Raw genomic sequence first — 19,830 nt, 5'->3', positions numbered from 1 at the left:
TTAAATTCCGGAGAGCGCTGGGTGCAACAGCCCTATGAGGGTGTCAGCGTCTCTGTCGCCGCGTACGCTGGAAAAGACAACATCGACTCGTTTGGCGTGTGCTCGTAAGTTGAGGACAGCACGGCACTGAGTCGATCGCCCAACAGGTTCCAGGCACACTTCTTCTCTTCGGCATAGTCGTGATGCAGGTAATGGCGCCTCACCCGGGAGCCGGCCAACACATGGTTTTGGCAGCGGTCGATGACGTCCAGGCTGACCCCCAAGGCCTGCATCATGGTCGCGCCCGTGCGGCGCAGGTCATGCGGCGTCCAGTCGCCGTTTTGGCCGTCGGCCAGGACCAGGGTATCGTCGTGACGCCGTCGTGAGAGGGCCTTGCGGTTTTTGAACCGGGCCTGGCGATCGCCGACCTGTTTACTCGCCACCTTTACGTCCACATGCCCATCATCCTGCTTGTTCGGAAAGCACCACTGGGAGTCCCCCGTCAGGGTCTTGAGTTCCTGAAAGAAATGCAGGGCGAAGGGCGAGAGGAAGACATGGTGGTCTTGTTTCTTGCCTCGGGTACCTTTGACGTTTTCACTGGGTAGGAACCAGGTCTGCTGGTCCAGATCGACATTTTTCCATTCGGCTTGTAGCAACTCACCAATCCGGCACAGCGTGCCCAGGCTAATCCAGAGCGCGAGCTGCGTTTCCTTCTTTAGCGGTCGAATGCCGTCGTATTTTTGGCCCGCGGGGAGGGCGTCGTAATCGGCGGTCATTTGCTGGAAGCGGTTGTGCAGTTCCAAAAGCTCAGCCGGGGAAAGGATGCGGCTTCTTTCCGCTTCGTAGCTGGCAGGGATCAAGGGGGAGATGTCGACCAGCTCAGTCGGATCGCCCTCGATCAATAAGGCCCGCCAGGGCTGACGCTTTCTGGCCCAGTTGAACATCTGAGTGAGGTCGGCGAAGAAACTGATGGCTTGCCGGTGAGCGCCGCGGTTGATCACGGCCCGGATCAGCGCCCGAACATCGTGTTCGGAGACGCTGCTCACCGCGGTCTTGCCGAGTGCCGGAAAAAGGTCCTTGTTAAAACGGCGCTGCAATTCAGCATTGCCATCTTTGCGCGCCACGCCATCCAACAGCCACGCCTTGGCCAGATCCTGGACGGTCAGCGTTTTCACCTTCGTCGTTTTTACTAGTTCAGCCTCTACGTTAGCAGCGGCGTATGCCTGTGCCTTGGCAATTTTCTTGTGTTCGTTGGGATTGATCTGCTCATCGATCAGCGCCCGGGCCTGGTTACGCGCCTTACGGATGTCCGTCAGGGATTTGCGCGGCCAGGACCCGCAGGCGTACTCTTTGTTCTGCTCGCCCCAGCGATACCGATAGAAGAAGCTGACCGACACGCCGTCCTTACGCAGGGAAATTCGACCGGCCAGATTGCCATCCTCCCTGAGGATTCGGCCGGCATCTTCAGCGGTCAGCGACTCGAGTTCTTTGATGGTGATTTTGGCCATAAAATAGGTTCCCCCTACTTTTACCCCCACAAAAACGTCGGCTCTTGATGGACGTTACTGGACTCTCGTAGAGCAGAACACCGCTGGAGCTCAAGTAAATACTAGCTTAGAAAAATCCAGAGTAAAATTTTGGAAGCTTTCAAGAAGTATGAAAAAGGAGATGGGGTGCTAGGGGTCGAGTGTTCGAATCACTTCGTCCCGACCATATAATTCAATGACTTAGGCTAATGTTCACAGCATTGGCCTTTTTCATGTGCGTGACTTCTCTATTTTTCACGCCTGCTTCCTCTTCAAGATTGTCAGGACCGGTCCACGCGAATCGGTTGCTGATACCATGTTCGCAGCTTCAATCAGTTGCCCGAGCTCAGCACCCGAGTAGTGACTGGTGATGCTGCCGTTCTTGTGGCCCAGAAGTGCCTTGCGGTCTTCCTCGGTGACGCCTGCTGCGCGTAGCCGCCGGCCGAAAGTGTGTTTGAGGCCATGAATCCTGATGGATGCATAACCAGGGTGAGCGGGGCGAAGGTTTTCCTCCTGCCAGAGTTTCGCCGCTCTCACCCGCGCCTTCTTCCAGGCCGAGTCGTTCATCCGGTGCATCGCGCTGCCGTTGTAAGGGAAAACCCAGTCCTTGCTCAGGCCGCGCTGCTGTTCGATGATCGACTTCGCCACGTGGTTGAGCACGACCAGTCGCTCATCACCTTTTTTTACTCCAGACCGTTCGTGTCTACCGCCGAAAATCAGCCGGTATCAAAAAAACGCTGGTGCCGAGCTCCGCTACCGAAATTTCCCAATCCCATCTCAGCTTGCAGACTTCCTGCTCCCGCGTGCCGGTGTTCACTTTGAATAGCGCCATCTTTTGCAGGTGGGCCGGCAGTTCCGCAAATAGGATCGACTGCTCCTGCCAGGACATCGGCTACGGGAGGCGCCACACACTATTACGCGACCAGCATACAGATGCCTCCGGCTTGGGCCACGAAAGCGAAGCAGACCCTTAAGCTCGGTGGTCACGTCTTCTTCAAGGATGTGCCATGAATCCGTCCTCGCTGAAGCTGACGCTGGCTGGAGTTTGGCGCTGGTGCTGGTGCTTTAAGCACACGGGAAGGCCGGTACCACGTCGTGCCGCTTGTGGGAGTTCTGTAATACAAGCCCTCTGATTTCCGTGGATGACCTTGGTCGCGTCTTCCATTAGTGCGTGACGGTGACGGTGGTCACGGTGTGCGCAACCAAGGCCGGGCTCTCTCTGTAACGTAACCTGTTGAGCGCTTGAAGACGCTTTATAGTGCAGGAACCACAACCTGCGTATTTAGCACTCAGCCCGCGAACTTGTAAGCACCGCCTTTTTCTATCGCATTGATATATGCCGGCCGCGCCTGGAAGCGGTCGATCCAGGCCGATAGGCCAGGGTAGTTTTGCAGCATGCCTTGGGACTTCGCGAACTCGCCAACAAAGCTCATTTGGATATCCGCACCGCTGATTTCGTCACCCAACAAGTACGGGGTAAGTTTCAACGCGTTCTCCAGGTACCCGAGATAGTTGGCCAGTTCAGATTCGATTCGCGGCTGCAGCGGCTTGCCGGCCTCCCCAAGACGCCCGATGTAAAGGCTGAGCATCAGCGGCAGCATGGCCGACCCTTCTGCGAAATGTAGCCATTGCACATATTCGTCGTAGGTTGCGGTGGCCGGGTCAGGTTGCAAGCGGCCATCGCCGTGGCGGCGGATCAGGTAATCGACGATAGCACCGGATTCGATCAGCACATGAGGGCCATCCTGAATAACCGGTGATTTGCCCAGCGGGTTTATGGCTTTCAGTTCAGGGGGGGCCAGGTTGGTGTTAGCGTCTCTTTGGTAGTGCTTGATCTCGTAGGGCAGGGCCAGCTCTTCGAGTAACCAGAGGATGCGCTGTGAACGGGAATTATTGAGGTGGTGAACGATGATCATAAAGTTCTCTTAAGATGGAAGGGTGTGTAGGGACAGACTGTTCTGCTGCACTGTGGTTCTAAATGGTTGTCAGTTTGGGCTTGATCGTTTGACCGTGCGAGCACCTCAGGCCAACCCGGTTACTGCGGCATCAGTGGTGTGTGGCGGTGTGCTGGATCGTCGCTCGGCAGGACTGCGTCGATGGCTGGGCCAACTCCTGGGCAATTTTTCGGGGGGCTGAGCAGTGCGGGAATTCCTGGTTTGGCCCTTGAATTCAATTGCCGGTTCCCCGTTTATCCCCATGTAAGCGTCATGATTACGGGCATAGTGTCTGTGGTGCACGCAAGATCAGCATGCTTTAAAAAACGTAATTTCCCGACGATATCACAATGGCATCGATGAAAAAGCTGTGTGATCGGTGGTTGCGTCAAACCCCGCATACTGGGCGCACTCAATTGTTTTCACTCCGGCGTCATGAGCACCGCGAGCGTCATCTTGATTAATTCTTCATTCTTGTCGATGGCTTCCAGGGCGCCGCGCACATTGCCACCGACCTCGGTCGCACTGTGCTGCTCTACCCAAAGCGTCAGCTCCTTGATGGCAGCCTCCAAGGCAAGCTGGTTTTCGTTGATCTTGAAGGAACGGCAGGCGCCAGCCCCAGCTGCCCATGGCTTCGGCTGATAACGTCGTCTCGAGGGCGTAGGCCACCACGGCGACCGCAGCGAAGGCGGGAAAGGTCGACACCGGAATGAAGCTGCCGTACCAGGCGCGTTTATCCCTGGGTGCATGCTCCATCAGATAGGCACAGGCACCGGCGTATTTGCCGCCGGCGGAAAAGCCTTGGGCGCAACGGATCAGCGACAGGAGAATCGGCGCCGCCACCCAGATCTGGCTTTAATGGATCCATTGACGTCCATTGATCCGCAAAAAGCTTGACGAATATCAGGTTTATCCGATCAAATGGATCCATAAAAACAAGCCTGTCCCGGAGAGCCCTATGTATCCGAAAAACACCTGGTATGTCGCCTGCACCCCCGACGAGATCGCTTCCAAGCCCCTGGGGCGGCAGATTTGCGGTGAGAAAATCGTCTTCTACCGTGGGAAAGAAGGCCGTGTGGCCGCCGTCGAGAACTTCTGCCCACACCGCGGCGCCCCTCTTTCCCTGGGCTATGTCGAGAACGGCAACCTGGTCTGTGGTTACCACGGCCTGGTCATGGGCTGCGATGGCAAGACCGTCGAAATGCCGGGGCAGCGCGTACGGGGTTTTCCGTGCAACAAGACCTACGCCGTTGAAGAGCGGTACGGTTTCATCTGGGTCTGGCCGGGTGAGCAGGACAAGGCGGACCCTGCACTGATCCATCATCTGGAGTGGGCTGTCAGCGATGAGTGGGCGTATGGCGGGGGGCTGTTCCACATCAATTGCGACTATCGGTTGATGATCGATAACCTGATGGACCTCACCCACGAAACCTACGTGCACGCCTCGAGCATCGGCCAGAAAGAGATCGATGAAGCGGCGCCGGTCACCACCGTCGAAGGTGACGAGGTGGTCACCGCGCGGCACATGGAAAACATCATGGCGCCGCCGTTCTGGCGCATGGCCTTGCGTGGCAATAATCTGGCCGACGATGTGCCGGTGGACCGCTGGCAGATCTGCCGCTTCAGTCCGCCCAGCCATGTGTTGATCGAGGTGGGCGTGGCCCACGCGGGCAAGGGCGGTTACCACGCCGAGCCGCAACACAAGGCCGCGAGCATCGTGGTCGACTTCATTACCCCGGAAACCGAGACGTCGATCTGGTACTTCTGGGGCATGGCGCGCAATTTCAATCCCCGTGACGAAGAACTGACCGCCAGCATCCGCGAGGGCCAGGGCAAGATCTTCAGCGAAGACCTCGACATGCTCGAACAGCAGCAGAAAAACCTGTTGGCCAATCCCGAGCGCAACCTGCTCAAGCTCAATATCGATGCCGGCGGTGTGCAGTCCCGGCGCGTGCTGGAGCGCATCATCGCCCGTGAGCAGGCGCCCGCCGTCGAGCTGATTGCCACGGCCAACTAGCTCGAGCGCTAGGCCAGTCCACTCCCATTGATCCTGTTCACGGCCACCGCGGTGGCCGGCCTTGAAGGTGCGCCATGATTGAAGTCGTCGTGACATCCCGCAACAACGAAGCGCTGGATATCTGCAGCTACGAGCTGGCCTGTGCACAAGGCGGGCAACTTCCCGGCTTCAGTGCCGGAGCCCATATCGACGTGCACCTGCCGGGCGGACTTGTCCGCCAGTACTCGTTGTGCAATCACCCGCAAGAGCGCCATCGCTACCTGATCGGCGTGCTCAAGGACACTGCCTCCCGCGGCGGTTCCCAGAGCCTGCACGAGCAGATCAACAGCGGTGACCGCCTGTTCATCAGCGAGCCGCGCAACCTGTTCCCGCTGGTGGCTGAGGGGCAGCGCAGCCTGTTGTTCGCCGGTGGCATCGGCATCACTCCGATCCTGTGCATGGCCGAGCAACTGGCCCACAGCGGTGCCGATTTCGAACTGCATTACTGTGCGCGCTCCAGCGAACGGGCGGCGTTTGTCGAGCGCCTCAAAGGCGCTTCCTTTGCCGATCGCGTGCACCTGCATTTCGATGAACAGGCCGATTCGCGCCTGGATGCCGCCAAAGTCCTGGCCAATCCGCGGCCTGACCTGCACCTGTATGTCTGCGGTCCTTCAGGGTTCATGCAGCATGTGCTCGACAGCGCCAAGGCTCAGGGCTGGAGCGAAGGGCAGTTGCACCGTGAATACTTCGCCGCGGCGCCTGTGGATACCAGTGCCGACGGGTCTTTCCAGATCAAACTGGGCCGTAGCGGGCAGGTGTTCGACATTCCCGCCGACAAGACCGTGGTCCAGGTGCTGGAAAGTCACGGCGTAGAGATTGCGCTTTCCTGTGAGCAGGGTATCTGCGGCACCTGCCTGACCCGTGTGCTGGAAGGGGTGCCGGAGCACCGAGACCTGTTTCTCACCGAAGAAGAGCAAGCGGCCAATGACCAGTTCACGCCTTGCTGCTCAAGATCCAAGTCCAGGCTGTTGGTGCTGGATCTCTGACCCCACCGATCACTCGCCGCGGGCGATCACCTTCATTCGGTCGCCGTTGCTGATCGCCCCGAAGACCTCGGCGTAGCGCAGCGTTGCATTGGCGTGTTCACGCATGATGGCTTCCGCGCGTGCGCCCTGGCGGCTGACCAGCGCGTCGAACACCGAGTGGTGTTGCATGTGCGCGAAGTTGAAGCGCCGGTATTCGCGCACCAGGTCCTGGCGATCGATCGCCAGCGCCGACACGGAAGCGAAGGGGCGATGGTCGTTACGCGCCAAGGCTTCGCCAATTGCCGGGTTGGCGCTGCTGTCGACGATCACCTGGTGAAAGCGCATGTTGAGGTCATGGAACGCCTCGAGGTCTTCCTCCGTCACGTAACCCTTGTCGAACAGCGCATCGCCTTGCACCAGGCATTCGCGCAACGCCGTCTGTGCTTCTTCACTCAAGCCGCGTTCGGCACTCTGCCGCGCCGCCAGACCCTCCAGCACCCCGCGCACCTCCACGGCGCCGGCGATATCGTCGGCACTCACCGAGCGCACCTGATAACCCCGCCCGCCATGGCGCACCAGCAAGCCTTCCTGTTCCAGGGTGAGAAAGGCCATGCGCACCGGCATGCGCGAGACGCCGAAGCGTTCCGCCGTCGGGATCTCCATCAGCCGTTCGCCAGCCGCGAGCTCGCCAGAAGCGATCATTTTGCGCAGTGCGACCAGCACCATTTGACCCGGTTTGCTCATGCAGGCGACTTCCAGAAGTTGGTTCGCCATAGTAGCGCAAGGAGGAGAGAGATGCAGGGGCGACAAAGCGCCCCTGGCGGGAGGATCAGAGGGACAGGGGGTAGCTGACGATGATGCGGGTCTGATCGAAGTCGCTGTTGAAGCTGCGACGGTTGGTGGCGTTGTTGACCCGCAGGCTGAGGTTTTTCAGCGGGCCGCTTTGCAGGGTGTAGCTGACCTCGGTGTCACGCTCCCATTCCTTGCCATTGCTGCCGGCCTTGGTGGTGGCGTTTTCACCGTGACCGTAGCGGGTCATCAACAACAAGCCGGGGAGGCCGACGGCGGCAAAGTTGTAGTCATAACGCGCCTGCCAGGAGCGCTCGTCGGCGTTACTGAAGTTGCCGTTGAACATATCGTTGCCCAGGGTCCGCCCGCTGCTGCCATACACCGACATCCAGCCGGTATCGCCGCTGACCTTTTGCAGCCCCAGGTACAGGGTATGGCCACCCAGGTTGGCCGAGAACAGTCCGTAGGCGGTATGGCTTTGCACATTGCCGATCAGGGCGCTGCCGTCATCCTTGTCGTTGAAATAACCCAGGTTCGCGCCGAGGGTCCAGTCACCGACTTTCTGTTTATGCAGCAGGTTCAGATAGCTTTGCTGATAGATGTCTTCGAGCTGCGAGTACCAGGCGCCGATCAGGGTCTGTTGTTCGTTGAAGCGGTATTCGGCACCCGCATAGTTGAAGCCGTCCGACTTGACGGTGGGCGCAGCCCAGGCCGAGAGGTCTTGCATGTCCGAGGAGTTGCGCAGGCTCACCGAGGTGTATTGACCGCCCTGCAGGCTCAGGCCGGTAAGCTCCCGGGACACCAGCATGGCGCCCTGGAAGGTTTGTGGCAGCAGGCGTCCGTCGTCGTAGCGCAGCAGCGGAATATCCGGCATGAGTTCGCCGAGCATCAGCTCGGTGTCGGAAATACGCATTTTTGCCGCCAGCCCCGCGCGTCCGTAGTCGTCGGCGGCGCGACCATCGTCGTGCACCGGCAGCAGATCCGAACCGCTGCGTTGCGGGCCGCTGTCGAGCTTGACGCCCAGCATCGCGATACCGTCAAGGCCAAAGCCGACAACGCCCGGGGTATAACCGGAACTGAACTTGAGGATCGCGCCCTGGGCCCATTCTTCGATCTTGCTCTTGCTGGCGCCGGGATCGTTGAAGTCCCGATTGAAGTAGTAATTTCGCAGGGTCAGGCTGGTCTTGGAATCTTCGAAAAAACCGTTGCTTTCAGCGTGTGCCGAAGGCATCAGGGCAAGCGCCATTGCACCGCCGAGCAGGGCCCGGGGAGGGAGAGGAAGGTAATTCATTATTGTTGTTTTCCTGGAGGATGGACTCAGTAGCGAGGGGAGGGCCTCGCTACCGCTTTGATTCAAGCCTGGCTGGGTTGGCCGGCAGGCTGCGCCGGGGCGTTGGGCCGCAGCTGCAGCAACACGGCGGCGGCAATCACGAAGACCACGGCAAACACCCCATACAGGTGCAGTGGCTGCCAACCGCTGTCCAGCAACAGGCCGGCGACGGTGGGCGACAGGATCGCGCCGATGCGCCCGATACCGATGCCCCAACCGACCCCCGTGGTGCGCACGGAAGCGTCGTAGACAATCGGCGACAGCGCGTACAGGCCTGCCACGCAACCGTTGGCGAACAAGCCGATCAGCAGGCCCAGGCCGAGTGCCATGGATACCGATGACGCGGAGCCGACGAACAGCACCAGCAGGCCCGCGGTAATCAGCATGAACAGCGACAGCACCCGGGTCAGCCGCCAGCGCGAGGCCAGGCCGCCAATCAGCGCGGCGCCGAAGATGCCGCCTACGCTCAGCAGCACGCCGCCGCTGATGCCTTGCTGTGCCGAAAGCCCAGCCGAGACCAGCAGCTTCGGCGTCCAGCTCATCACGAAGTAGAAGCCGAACATCACCAGGAAGAACAGCAGCCAGATCAGCAGGGTGGTGCGTCGCGAATCCGGCGAGAGCAACTGCGCCAGGCGGCCACGGCCTGAAGTCGGCGCGGAAAGGGCCATGGGCAGTTCGCGCAATGGAGGCTGGCCAAGACGTGCGGCCAGGCGATTGATGCGTGCCAAGGCATTTGCGGGACGACGGGCGATCAGGAAGTCCAGCGATTCAGGCAGGTACAGCAACACCAGGGGAATCACCGCAAGGGTCACGGCGCCACCAAAGATGAACACCGAACGCCAGCCAAAGTGCGTCAGCAGCCACACCGACAATAGCCCGCCCAAGGTCGCGCCCAAGGCATAACCGGTGGACTGCAAACTCACCGCCAGTCCGCGCCAGCGCTTGTTGGCATATTCGCTGGCAATCACGTTGCTGCTGGCCAGGATTCCGCCGATCCCCAGGCCGGTGAAGCCACGCAGCAGCGCCAGTTGCAGGGGCGTCTGGCTCAGGGCCGACAACAGCATGCCGGCACCCGAGAGCAGCAGGCAAAACAGAATCAATGGTCGACGTCCATAACGATCCGCCCACGGCGCAATGAACAAAGAGCCTGCCGCCATGCCAAACAATCCGGCACTCAACAGCAACCCGATCTGCGCGCCGCTCAAGCCCCATTCGGCAGACACCGAGGAGGCCGTGAAAGCCATCACCAGCACGTCGAAGCCATCGATCATGTTCAGGACAATACAGATACCCACGGCCAGCCATTGGAAACGCGCCATGGAATGCTCATCTACCACGCTCTTCAGATCCACACTCATGGCTTGCCCTCGAGATGAGGCTGGGCAATGGTAAAGCGAGAAAGGCACACGAAGCTGGGTGCAAGCCGAAGCTCGAACCCGATTGAGAAGTTACTCATCACGACACCCTTGTTATTTTTATGAGCGGGCAGGCGTTTTACCTGACACCGAGTGGCGCCAGTCAATCGTTTTATGGATCCATTGAAAAGTGGTTGTTAGAGGATTTTTATCTGATTTTTAATAAATTAAGATAAAGTCGTTTAAAAACAATCAGTTATGAACTACTAAAGTGTTCGATTATCGGTCATTTCGTAAATTTTTCTGCAAAGGATCCAATATAAGGGTGTGAGGAGCTCATGGGGTAGACCCCGGGACATGCTTTGCGTTTCAAGCCGCAGCACCGCAGACCAGCGGTATTCGCTCCAGGCTTTGGCGTTTGATCGATTCGAGACTTTGTCACTACACACGCCCAATCCCGGTGCACGCTGGCACTGGGAGAGGACGGCGGTTGTGGAACCGGCTCTTGCTCAATGTGATTTCGCGAGAGGGTTGAGAACTTCGCAGTGATGCTCAGTTGGCGGTATTCAGTGATGCTTCAGTGGTCGAACTGGAGCGTGCGATCACGGTGATAATCGACAAGGCTGCGATCACCAGCCCGGGTGAAGTCGCCAGCAGCACGCCGGTAGTGCCGGCACCGGCAGCAAGGATCTGCCCAGCGGCCAGAGGGCCTGCCACTGAGCCCAGGCGCCCGATGGCCACGGCCGCGCCGACGCCGGTGGCGCGCACTGCGGTCGGGTAGGTCGGTGGCGCCAGGGCGTAGAGCACCAGTTGCGCAGCCATTACGAACAACCCGGCGGCAAACCCGGCGATCGACATTGGTACGATTCCGATAGACAGGCCCACCCCGGCCAGCGCCGCCAGCAACCCGGCATACACGAACAGCACGACCTTGAGGCCGTTACAACGGTCCAGAAGCAGGCCGCCGAGCAGCGACCCGAGGGCGCCACCGATATTGAACAGCATCTGGATCATGCCCGCCTGGGGTTTGCTGAAGCCCTGTTCCAGCAGTAATGATGGGAGCCAGTTGAGCAGCATGTACATCACGGTCAAGGTGAAGAAATAGCTTAGCCACAGGGCCAGGGTGTTGCGTGTGCGGCCTTCGCCGAACAGCGCCTGTGCGCTGGATGGCCGCAGGCTGCCAGTGGCTGAATGTTGCTCGCGGAATGCAGTGGATTCGGGCAGCAGTAGGGCCATCAGCGGCACGACCAGCAAGGGCACCAGGCCCCCGATGATGAAGGTGGTTTGCCAGTGTTCACTTGAAAACATCGCCACCACCGCCGCGAGCGCTCCGCCCAGGGGCACGCCGCAGTACATGACACTAATGGCGGTGCCGCGGTTGCGTTCGCTTACGGCTTCGGCGCACAAGGCGATCAGGTTGGGCAGGGCGGCGCCCAGGCCCAGACCGGTCATGAAGCGCACCAGCAATAGGCTGGAGTAGCTCTCGACATAGGCGGTGCACAGGGAAAACAGGCCGAACAGCAGTACGGCACTGACGAGGATTTTCTTGCGGCCGATGCGATCGGCGACCCAGCCGCCAAAAAACGCGCCGGGCAGCAGGCCGATGATTCCGGCGCTGAACACCCAGCCCATCATCTTCGGGTCCAGGGCAAAACTCTGGCGCAGTCCGGCGGCAGCTGTGCCGGCGGCCTGCAGATCGAAACCCTCGATCAGCGCAACGATAAAGCACAAAGCGATTGTCAGCGTCGAGCGACGCGATGGGCTGTCCATGGGTGGAACCTCATTGTTGTTTTTGTTGTGGAGTCGAGCCGTCCCATCGCACGGGGTACGCTGAAGATGGCTGCTGGTGAATAAGATAACAAAGATAACTAAAAAATGAATCGCCCTATGAAAATCATAAAAATCGGTAGATAAGGCTTATAAATCAACTACTAAGATCTGGAAAATGCGGATTGCTGGAAAATAGATAATAATATTAATGTTCGATTATCGGTCATTTACCATTGACAGCGGTTGTTGGCTGTTTCCATTCTCTGTCCGCGAAGCCGGCTGCACTGGGCTCTGCCGGCGGCACAAACAACAATAAAAAATGGAAATCGAACATGCCAAATCTCCCTGCGCACGACGTTGCCACGGCGTCTGCCACCTGTGTGCCCGGTATCAACCGAGGGTTGGTCCTGGCGCTGCTCGGCTTGAGCGTTCTACCCACTCAGCTGCGCGCCGGGGGCTTCATCGAAGACAGCCATGGCACCTTGACCCTGCGTAATTACTACCTGGATCGCCAATACAAGGACGATGGCGCCAAGTCCGCCGCCCAGGAGTGGGCCCAGGGTTTCATCATGAACATGGAGTCGGGGTTCACCCCGGGGCCGCTGGGTTTTGGCCTGGACGTTCGCGGGCTGATGGGGGTCAAGCTCGACTCCGCGCCGGACCGCAGCGGCACCGAGTTGCTGCCGGTGTCGGCCAGCGACAATCGGGCGGCGGACGAGTACTCGCGCCTGGCCCCGACCGCCAAGCTGCGTTTTGCCCAGACCACGGTGAAGTCCGGGGACGTGTCGATCTTCCTGCCGTTTGCCTTTGCCAGCCCCTCGCGACTGCTGCCACAAACCTTTCGCGGCACCATCCTGAGCTCCAGGGACTTCGATGGGCTGACGCTGAACACCGGTTATATCGATCGCATCGACAAGCGCAATTCCACAAACTATGAGGCGATGACCATCGCGTCGCCCAACCGGCGCTTCAACGCCACTGCCACGACCTCGCACATGGCCTATGCGGGGGGTGATTACCAGGTCAGCAAGACGCTGAGCCTGCGTGCCTATCACGTCGAGGTGACTGACTTGTACCAACAGGACACCTTTGCCTTGCTGCATGAGCTGCCGCTGGGAGGAGGTGTGTTGACCAGCGACCTGCGCAGTTTTTTCAGTCGCGAGGATGGCAGCGCCAAGGGTGGTGAAGTGGACAATCGCAACGTCTCGGGGATGTTCAGCTACCGATACGGCGGACACAAGCTGGGCATCGGTTATATGCATTCCACTGGCGAATCGGCGACGCCCTACATCTCCGGGACAGAGTTGATGGGCATGAGTGAGATGACCATGGCGTCGGACTTTCTCAATGCCAAGGAGCGCACGTGGCAGGCCATCTATGACTATGACTTCGCAGCGTCCGGAGTGCCCGGGCTGAGGGGCCGCTTGCGTTATTTGCGCGGTGACAATATCGAGATGGCGGCCTTCAACGCCGAGGACCGCAAGGAGCGCGAGTTTCAGATGGAGTTGGGCTATGTGGTGCAGAGCGGTCCGCTGAAAAATGTCGCACTGGTGGCGCGCAAGGCGATCTACCGCAACGATTTCCCGACCGGTGCGGCCTTTCGTGATGAAAACCAGACCCGCTTCCTGGTGACCTACACCTTACCGATCTGGTAACCCCGCAGTCCTGCAAACGCCTCACCGGCACGTCCCTCTGGGGCGTGTCTCACTCCTGATAAATCTTCTTCAGCAGGCGCAGCAGCTCTTCCCGCTCCTGATCGTCCAGCGCCGCGGTGGCGTCCAGGTCGCTTTGCGCGGCGATCTGGTTCAGCTCCTTGAGCAGGGTCTCGCCGGTCTTGCTGAGGAAGATCCCGTACGAGCGCTTGTCAGGCTTGCACCGCACGCGCACCGCCAGCGCACGGCTTTCCAGTTTATTGAGCAGCGGCACCACCTGGGGCGGCTCGATGGTCAGAGCCCGGGCCAGATCGGCCTGCATCAGGCCGGGGTTCTGGTTGATGATCGCCAGGGCGGAGAATTGGGCAGGTCGTAGATCGTGGGCCGAGAGGCGGCCAATCAGGTTCTGGAACAGCTTGAGTTGTGCGCGGCGCATGGCGTAGCCGATCAGGTCGTTCAATGCCGAATCGAGTGGTGCCTGCATCTCGGCGCTGGTCGACGCTGCCTCGATCGTCTCGGCGAGGGGGGAGGGCTTGGCCATTGCAGGTGAGTCCTGAGGATTTTGGGTTAACAAGGCTATCTATTTTGCCGGCGTTGACCGGTGATTGCTATGGCCAATGTTGGTTGGCGTTCGGAGGGTGGGCGCTCACAGCGTGACGGAAACAGGTTAATATTATTAATAGTTAATTGACATAACTAATTGGCCGGTTTAATTTCCAGTCATCTTCAAACCAAGAACAAGAGAGCATCGTCATGAGCAATTACGAAGGTCGCTGGACAACGGTCAAAGTGGAAATCGAGGAAGGCATCGCGTGGGTCATCCTCAACCGCCCGGAAAAACGCAACGCCATGAGCCCGACCCTGAACCGCGAGATGATCGATGTTCTGGAAACCCTGGAGCAGGATCCGGATGCCGGTGTCCTGGTGTTGACCGGTGCGGGCGAAGCCTGGACGGCGGGGATGGATCTCAAGGAGTACTTCCGCGAAGTGGACGCCGGCCCGGAAATCCTGCAGGAAAAAATCCGTCGTGAAGCCTCGCAATGGCAGTGGAAACTGTTGCGCATGTACGCCAAGCCGACCATTGCCATGGTCAACGGCTGGTGCTTCGGCGGCGGCTTCAGCCCTCTGGTGGCCTGCGACCTGGCGATCTGCGCCGACGAAGCGACCTTCGGCCTGTCGGAAATCAACTGGGGCATCCCGCCGGGCAACCTGGTCAGCAAGGCCATGGCCGACACCGTGGGCCATCGCCAGTCGCTCTACTACATCATGACCGGCAAGACCTTTGGTGGGCAGAAAGCCGCGGAGATGGGCCTGGTCAATGAAAGCGTACCCCTGACGCAACTGCGTGAAGTTACTGTGGAGCTGGCGCGTAACCTGCTGGAGAAAAACCCGGTGGTGCTGCGTGCGGCCAAGCATGGTTTCAAACGTTGCCGCGAACTGACGTGGGAGCAGAACGAGGATTACCTGTACGCCAAGCTCGATCAGTCACGCCTGCTGGACACTGAAGGTGGTCGTGAGCAGGGCATGAAACAATTCCTCGACGACAAGAGCATCAAGCCTGGCCTGCAAGCGTACAAGCGCTGAAGTGCTGCGGTAGGTAGCCCGGCGCATCCCGCTACTGGCGGTTGCGCCCTGGTGCTGCGGTTACACCGTTCTTATGTATTCCCGACAAAGACTATAAAGAGGAATCACCATGCTGGACGTGCCCCTGCTGATTGGCGGCCAGTCGTGCCCCGCCCGCGACGGTCGAACCTTCGAACGCCGTAACCCGGTAACCGGCGAGTTGGTGTCGCGGGTTGCCGCCGCCACCCTGGAAGATGCCGACGCCGCGGTGGCCGCTGCGCAGAAGGCGTTTCCCGCCTGGGCCGCCCTGGCCCCCAATGAACGCCGCACCCGTTTGCTCAAGGCAGCCGAGCAATTGCAGGCGCGCAGCGCCGAGTTCATCGAGGCGGCGGGCGAGACCGGTGCCATGGCCAACTGGTATGGGTTCAACGTGCGGCTGGCGGCCAATATGCTGCGTGAAGCGGCGTCGATGACCACGCAGATCAATGGCGAAGTCATTCCCTCGGATGTGCCTGGCAGTTTCGCCATGGCCCTGCGCCAACCCTGCGGCGTGGTGCTGGGCATCGCGCCCTGGAACGCCCCGGTGATTCTCGCCACCCGCGCTATCGCCATGCCATTGGCCTGCGGCAACACCGTGGTGCTCAAGGCCTCCGAGCTCAGCCCTGCGGTGCACCGCTTGATCGGTCAGGTATTGCAGGACGCCGGCCTGGGCGATGGCGTGGTCAATGTCATCAGCAACGCGCCAGCGGATGCTGCGGCGATTGTCGAGCGGTTGATCGCCAACCCGGCGGTGCGCCGGGTCAATTTCACCGGCTCGACCCATGTCGGACGCATCGTCGGCGAACTCTCGGCGCGTCACCTCAAACCGGCCTTGCTGGAACTGGGAGGCAAGGCACCCTTGCTGGTGCTCGACGATGCCGACCTGGACGCCGCGGTAGAGGCGGCCGCCTTTGGTGCCTATTTCAATCAGGGGCAGATCTGCATGTCCACCGAGCGTCTGATCGTCGATGCCAAGGTTGCCGATGCCTTTGTCGACAAGCTGGCGGCCAAGGTCGCCACCCTGCGCGCGGGTGACCCCGCGGCTGAGGGCTCGGTGCTCGGTTCGCTGGTGGACGCCAGCGCCGGTACGCGCATCAAGGGCTTGATCGACGATGCCCTGGCCAAGGGCGCGCGCCTGGTGGTCGGTGGGCAACTGGACGGCAGCATATTGCAGCCGACCCTGCTCGATGGCGTTGACGCGAGCATGCGCCTGTACCGCGAGGAGTCCTTCGGGCCGGTGGCCGTGTTGCTGCGCGGTGAGGGTGATGAAGTGTTGCTGCAACTGGCCAACGATTCCGAGTTCGGGTTGTCGGCGGCGATTTTCAGTCGCGATACCGGGCGTGCCCTGGCCTTGGCCCAACGGGTCGAGTCGGGCATCTGTCATATCAACGGCCCAACCGTGCACGACGAGGCGCAAATGCCGTTTGGCGGGGTCAAGTCCAGCGGCTACGGAAGTTTCGGCGGTAAGGCGTCCATCGAGCATTTCACCCAGCTGCGTTGGGTTACCTTGCAGAACGGACCGCGGCACTACCCGATCTGAACAGGCGGGCGATTGACTTTCCCGTAAGTCAATCGCCCGCGTGCAAGGCCGAAATAACAATAACAAGGCTGCAGCCAATGGCTGCCACGCTATCAGTGAGTCACCTTCGGGTGGCTTGGGTTTAGCGTGCCTCGACGGAGTACAAGCACTTGAGTTCCGAATTCAGTTTACAAACCCAAGCCAATGTCCAAGCCGGCACACCGCGCTATCGCCCCGTATCCATCGGTTGTGCGGCGGTCGAGGTGACAGAGCAGCATGGCGAACTGCACATGCGTTCCCTGGAACCCTTGGCCGAGTTGCCCAGGCGCTTGCTCGACCGCTTGGTGCATTGGGCCCGGTTGCGTCCTGAGCAGACCTTTATCGCCGCCCGCCAGGAAAACGGTGAATGGCGTCGGGTGAGTTACGCGCAAATGCTTGACAGTGTCCGGGCGATCGCCCAAAGCCTGCTGGGCTATGGTCTGTCGGCCGACAAGCCCCTGGTGCTGCTCTCGGGCAATGACATCGAGCATTTGCAAGTGGCCTTCGGCGCCCTGTATGCGGGCATTCCCTACTGCCCGGTGTCGCCGGCCTATTCGTTGCTGTCCCAGGACTTCTCCAAGCTGCGCCACGTGTGCGAGTTGCTCAAGCCAGGCCTGGTCTTCGTCAGTGATGCCGCGGCGTACCAGCGCGCCATCGATGCCGTGATACCGGCGGATACGCCACTGATCAGCGTCCGTGGTCAGGTCGAAGGTCGTCGCCAGGTGAGCTTTGCCAGCCTGCTTGAGCAACCGGGCGGTGCCGAGGCTGAAGCCGCTTTTGCCGCCACCGGCCCGGACAGCATCGCCAAGTTTCTTTTCACTTCCGGCTCGACCCGGCTGCCCAAGGCCGTGATCACCACCCAACGCATGCTCTGCGCCAACCAGCAGATGCTGTTGCAGACTTTTCCGGTGTTTGGTGAAGCACCTCCGGTGCTGGTGGACTGGCTGCCGTGGAATCATACGTTCGGCGGCAGCCACAACCTCGGCATCGTGCTCTACAACGGCGGCAGTTTTTACCTGGACGACGGCAAACCTACCGCGCAGGGATTTGCCCAGACCCTGCGCAACCTCAAGGAAATCTCTCCCACCGCCTACCTGACCGTGCCCAAGGGCTGGGAAGAGCTGGTTTCGGCCCTGGAACAGGACGCAGAGCTGCGGGAGTGTTTTTTCAAGCGCGTCAGCCTGTTCTTCTTCGCCGCTGCCGGGCTGTCGCAAAGCGTCTGGGATCGCCTTGACCGGGTCGCCGAACAACACTGTGGCAAACGAATCCGGATGATGGCGGGGCTGGGCATGACCGAGGCCGCGCCATCGTGCACCTTTACCACCGGGCCCTTGTCCATGGCCGGTTACATCGGCCTGCCGGCGCCGGGTTGCGAGGTCCGGTTGGTACCAAAAGACGGCAAGCTGGAAGGGCGCTTCCGTGGGCCGCACATCATGCCCGGTTACTGGCGCTCACCGCAGCAGACCGCCGAAGTGTTCGACGAACAAGGCTATTACTGTTCCGGTGATGCACTCAAGCTTGCCGACCCGGATGACGCGCAACTGGGGCTGATGTTCGATGGGCGCATCGCCGAAGACTTCAAGCTGTCTTCCGGGGTGTTCGTCAGTGTCGGGCCGCTGCGTAATCGCGCGGTACTGGAGGGCTCGCCGTATGTCCAGGACCTGGTAGTGACCGCGCCCGATCGTGAATGCCTCGGAGCGCTGGTGTTCCCACGGTTGTACGAATGTCGCCGCATGGCGGGGCTGGCGACCAGTGCCAGCGACGCTCAGGTGTTGGCAAGCACGCCGGTACGCGAGTGGTTCGCCGATTGGTTGCAACGGCTCAATCGCGAAGCCAGCGGCAATGCCAGTCGCCTGGAGTGGATCGCGTTGCTCGACGAGCCGGCCTCCATTGATCGTGGGGAAATCACCGACAAGGGCTCGATCAATCAGCGTGCGGTGTTGCAGTGGCGCGCGGAGCAGGTCGAGGCCCTGTATCGCGGGCTCGATCCGACCATCCTGCGGGCTGGGGCGAAATCTTGAACACAGACGGGCAGTACTCGGCCTTTGCCGATGCGGCGATTTTCGATGCGGTGCGAACGCCGTGGGTGGACCTCGGTGGCGCACTGGCCGAGGTTTCGCCGATCGACCTGGGCATCAAGGTCGGGCGCGAAGTACTGGCTCGCGCGGGCGTCGATCCGCTGGCGGTAGACAGCGTACTGGCGGGCTCCATGGCCCAGGCAAGTTTCGATGCCTATCTGCTGCCACGGCATATCGGTCTCTATAGCGGCGTGGCGCAATCGGTTCCGGCACTGGGCGTGCAGCGTATCTGTGCCACCGGATTCGAACTGCTGCGCCAGGCTGCCAGGCAACTGGATGACGGTGTGCAACTGGCGCTGTGCGTGGCCACAGAATCGATGTCACGCAATCCGATTGCGGCCTATACCCATCGTGGCGGTTTCCGTCTTGGCGCCGAGGTGCAGTTCAAGGACTTTCTCTGGGAAGCGTTGTACGACCCAGCTCCCGGGATGGACATGATCGCCACCGCCGACAAGCTGGCACGGCGCTATGGGCTGAGTCGCGAAGCCGTGGACGCCTATGCCTGTGCCAGTCATGAGCAGGCGTTTGCAGCGCAGCAGGCAGGGTGGCTGGCGCCGGAGATTGTTGCTGTGGCTCCACAGATCTTTGAACTTGAAGGTTATCAATCTCGCAGTATTCGCTTGCCTCGGGGCGTCGACTCGGTGAGTGAAGACAGCCACCCACGACCGGCAAATCTCGCCGCCCTGGCCCGGCTGCGCGCGGTGCACGAGGGTGGCGTACAAACCGCCGGAAACAGCTGTGCGGTAGTCGATGGTGCGGCAGCGGCGCTGGTCGGACCTGCTTCGGCTAGCCGCAATACACCGTTAGCCTTTCTGCGGGCTAGCGCTGTGGTGGGGGTGGCGCCGGAGTTCATGGGTATCGGTCCTGCACCAGCGATTCGTCTGTTGGCGCAGCGCAGCGGCTTGAGCCTGGATCAGATCGACAGGTTTGAAATCAACGAAGCTCAAGCCGCCCAGGTCCTCGCCGTGGCTCAGGAGTTGGAATTGGACCGCTCCCGTCTCAACGTTCAGGGCGGCTCGCTGGCCCTCGGTCACCCTTTGGCTGCCAGTGGTCTGCGCTTGGTCTTGACCTTGTCCCGCCAACTGCGCGAGCACAACCTGCGCTATGGGATTGCTGCGGCTTGTGTCGGCGGCGGGCAGGGCATGGCCCTGCTGATCGAGAACCCGAACTGGCGCGCCTGAGGCATTAGTAGCCCGCCCGTAGCGACGGATGTCACCTGTTTTCTACCCTATGAGG

At 60.4% G+C, this 19,830-nt stretch carries 15 protein-coding genes and 3 pseudogenes; 8 read left to right on the top strand and 10 right to left on the bottom strand.

The window, feature by feature from the left end; translation table 11 throughout:
* Positions 1-32 precede the first annotated feature (32 nt).
* Both ASE98_RS03130 and ASE98_RS03125 read right to left on the bottom strand, forming a co-directional pair.
* The gene (locus tag ASE98_RS03130) at positions 33-1,487 is read right to left on the bottom strand and encodes a tyrosine-type recombinase/integrase (protein WP_060539950.1); all 1,455 of its coding nucleotides are present in this window, start codon (positions 1,485-1,487) and stop codon (positions 33-35) included.
* Positions 1,488-1,760: 273 nt separating this feature from the next.
* Positions 1,761-2,397 (bottom strand): annotated as a pseudogene (locus ASE98_RS03125) (tyrosine-type recombinase/integrase); the annotation flags it as partial.
* Between the two features lie 2 nt (positions 2,398-2,399).
* On the opposite strand from ASE98_RS03125, the pseudogene ASE98_RS27640 reads away from it, so the two are divergent.
* Positions 2,400-2,516 (top strand): annotated as a pseudogene (locus ASE98_RS27640) (cell wall hydrolase); the annotation flags it as partial.
* Positions 2,517-2,794: 278 nt separating this feature from the next.
* Here the strand turns inward: ASE98_RS27640 and ASE98_RS03120 are convergent.
* From ASE98_RS03120 to ASE98_RS27060, 3 genes and pseudogenes are all read right to left on the bottom strand, one after another.
* Positions 2,795-3,421 (bottom strand): glutathione S-transferase family protein, encoded by a 627-nt coding sequence (locus ASE98_RS03120; RefSeq protein WP_060539949.1) that lies wholly within the window; start codon positions 3,419-3,421, stop codon positions 2,795-2,797.
* Between the two features lie 440 nt (positions 3,422-3,861).
* Entirely contained in the window at positions 3,862-4,011 is a 150-nt protein-coding gene (locus ASE98_RS26820) for a hypothetical protein (protein ID WP_162237376.1), read from the bottom strand.
* Between the two features lie 25 nt (positions 4,012-4,036).
* Positions 4,037-4,288: pseudogene (locus ASE98_RS27060) on the bottom strand (MFS transporter); the annotation flags it as partial.
* Positions 4,289-4,397: 109 nt separating this feature from the next.
* On the opposite strand from ASE98_RS27060, the gene ASE98_RS03110 reads away from it, so the two are divergent.
* Positions 4,398-5,456 (top strand): aromatic ring-hydroxylating oxygenase subunit alpha, encoded by a 1,059-nt coding sequence (locus ASE98_RS03110; RefSeq protein ID WP_060539947.1) that lies wholly within the window; start codon positions 4,398-4,400, stop codon positions 5,454-5,456.
* Between the two features lie 74 nt (positions 5,457-5,530).
* The gene (locus tag ASE98_RS03105; RefSeq protein ID WP_060539946.1) at positions 5,531-6,481 is read left to right on the top strand and encodes a PDR/VanB family oxidoreductase; all 951 of its coding nucleotides are present in this window, start codon (positions 5,531-5,533) and stop codon (positions 6,479-6,481) included.
* Positions 6,482-6,490: 9 nt separating this feature from the next.
* Here ASE98_RS03105 and ASE98_RS03100 read toward each other — a convergent pair whose 3' ends face one another.
* The 4 genes from ASE98_RS03100 to mhpT form a co-directional block, all read right to left on the bottom strand.
* Positions 6,491-7,204: a GntR family transcriptional regulator gene (locus tag ASE98_RS03100; RefSeq protein ID WP_060540164.1), complete on the bottom strand. Its 714-nt coding sequence runs from the start codon at positions 7,202-7,204 to the stop codon at positions 6,491-6,493.
* Between the two features lie 85 nt (positions 7,205-7,289).
* Entirely contained in the window at positions 7,290-8,495 is a 1,206-nt protein-coding gene (locus ASE98_RS03095; protein WP_442962689.1) for an OprD family porin, read from the bottom strand.
* A gap of 107 nt (positions 8,496-8,602) precedes the next feature.
* Complete coding sequence (locus ASE98_RS03090) at positions 8,603-9,937, bottom strand: MFS transporter (RefSeq protein WP_060539944.1); 1,335 nt, start codon at positions 9,935-9,937, stop codon at positions 8,603-8,605.
* A gap of 549 nt (positions 9,938-10,486) precedes the next feature.
* The gene (gene mhpT / locus ASE98_RS03085; RefSeq protein ID WP_060539943.1) at positions 10,487-11,704 is read right to left on the bottom strand and encodes a 3-(3-hydroxy-phenyl)propionate transporter MhpT; all 1,218 of its coding nucleotides are present in this window, start codon (positions 11,702-11,704) and stop codon (positions 10,487-10,489) included.
* A 332-nt stretch (positions 11,705-12,036) separates the two neighbouring features.
* On the opposite strand from mhpT, the gene ASE98_RS03080 reads away from it, so the two are divergent.
* Complete coding sequence (locus tag ASE98_RS03080; protein WP_082457464.1) at positions 12,037-13,359, top strand: OprD family porin; 1,323 nt, start codon at positions 12,037-12,039, stop codon at positions 13,357-13,359.
* A gap of 49 nt (positions 13,360-13,408) precedes the next feature.
* On the opposite strand, the gene ASE98_RS03075 is transcribed toward ASE98_RS03080, so the two are convergent.
* Positions 13,409-13,897 (bottom strand): MarR family winged helix-turn-helix transcriptional regulator, encoded by a 489-nt coding sequence (locus tag ASE98_RS03075; RefSeq protein WP_060539942.1) that lies wholly within the window; start codon positions 13,895-13,897, stop codon positions 13,409-13,411.
* Between the two features lie 212 nt (positions 13,898-14,109).
* Here ASE98_RS03075 and ASE98_RS03070 point away from each other — a divergent pair, with 212 nt between their 5' ends.
* The 4 genes from ASE98_RS03070 (at position 14,110) to ASE98_RS03055 (ending at position 19,775) form a co-directional block, all read left to right on the top strand.
* The gene (locus ASE98_RS03070; RefSeq protein ID WP_060539941.1) at positions 14,110-14,940 is read left to right on the top strand and encodes a p-hydroxycinnamoyl CoA hydratase/lyase; all 831 of its coding nucleotides are present in this window, start codon (positions 14,110-14,112) and stop codon (positions 14,938-14,940) included.
* Positions 14,941-15,049: 109 nt separating this feature from the next.
* Positions 15,050-16,498: an aldehyde dehydrogenase gene (locus ASE98_RS03065; protein WP_060539940.1), complete on the top strand. Its 1,449-nt coding sequence runs from the start codon at positions 15,050-15,052 to the stop codon at positions 16,496-16,498.
* 149 nt (positions 16,499-16,647) lie between these two features.
* The gene (locus ASE98_RS03060) at positions 16,648-18,537 is read left to right on the top strand and encodes a feruloyl-CoA synthase (protein ID WP_060539939.1); all 1,890 of its coding nucleotides are present in this window, start codon (positions 16,648-16,650) and stop codon (positions 18,535-18,537) included.
* Positions 18,534-19,775 carry a thiolase family protein gene (locus tag ASE98_RS03055; protein WP_060539938.1) on the top strand — a complete coding sequence of 414 codons (1,242 nt, stop codon included), beginning with the start codon at positions 18,534-18,536 and terminating at the stop codon, positions 19,773-19,775. The genes ASE98_RS03060 and ASE98_RS03055 overlap by 4 nt, the downstream gene beginning before the upstream one ends.
* The last annotated feature ends 55 nt before the right edge of the window (positions 19,776-19,830 follow it).

This window comes from Pseudomonas sp. Leaf48 (assembly GCF_001421885.1).
In the GTDB taxonomy this organism is placed as follows: Bacteria; Pseudomonadota; Gammaproteobacteria; order Pseudomonadales; family Pseudomonadaceae; genus Aquipseudomonas.
This window is presented reverse-complemented; position numbering and strand designations above follow the sequence as displayed.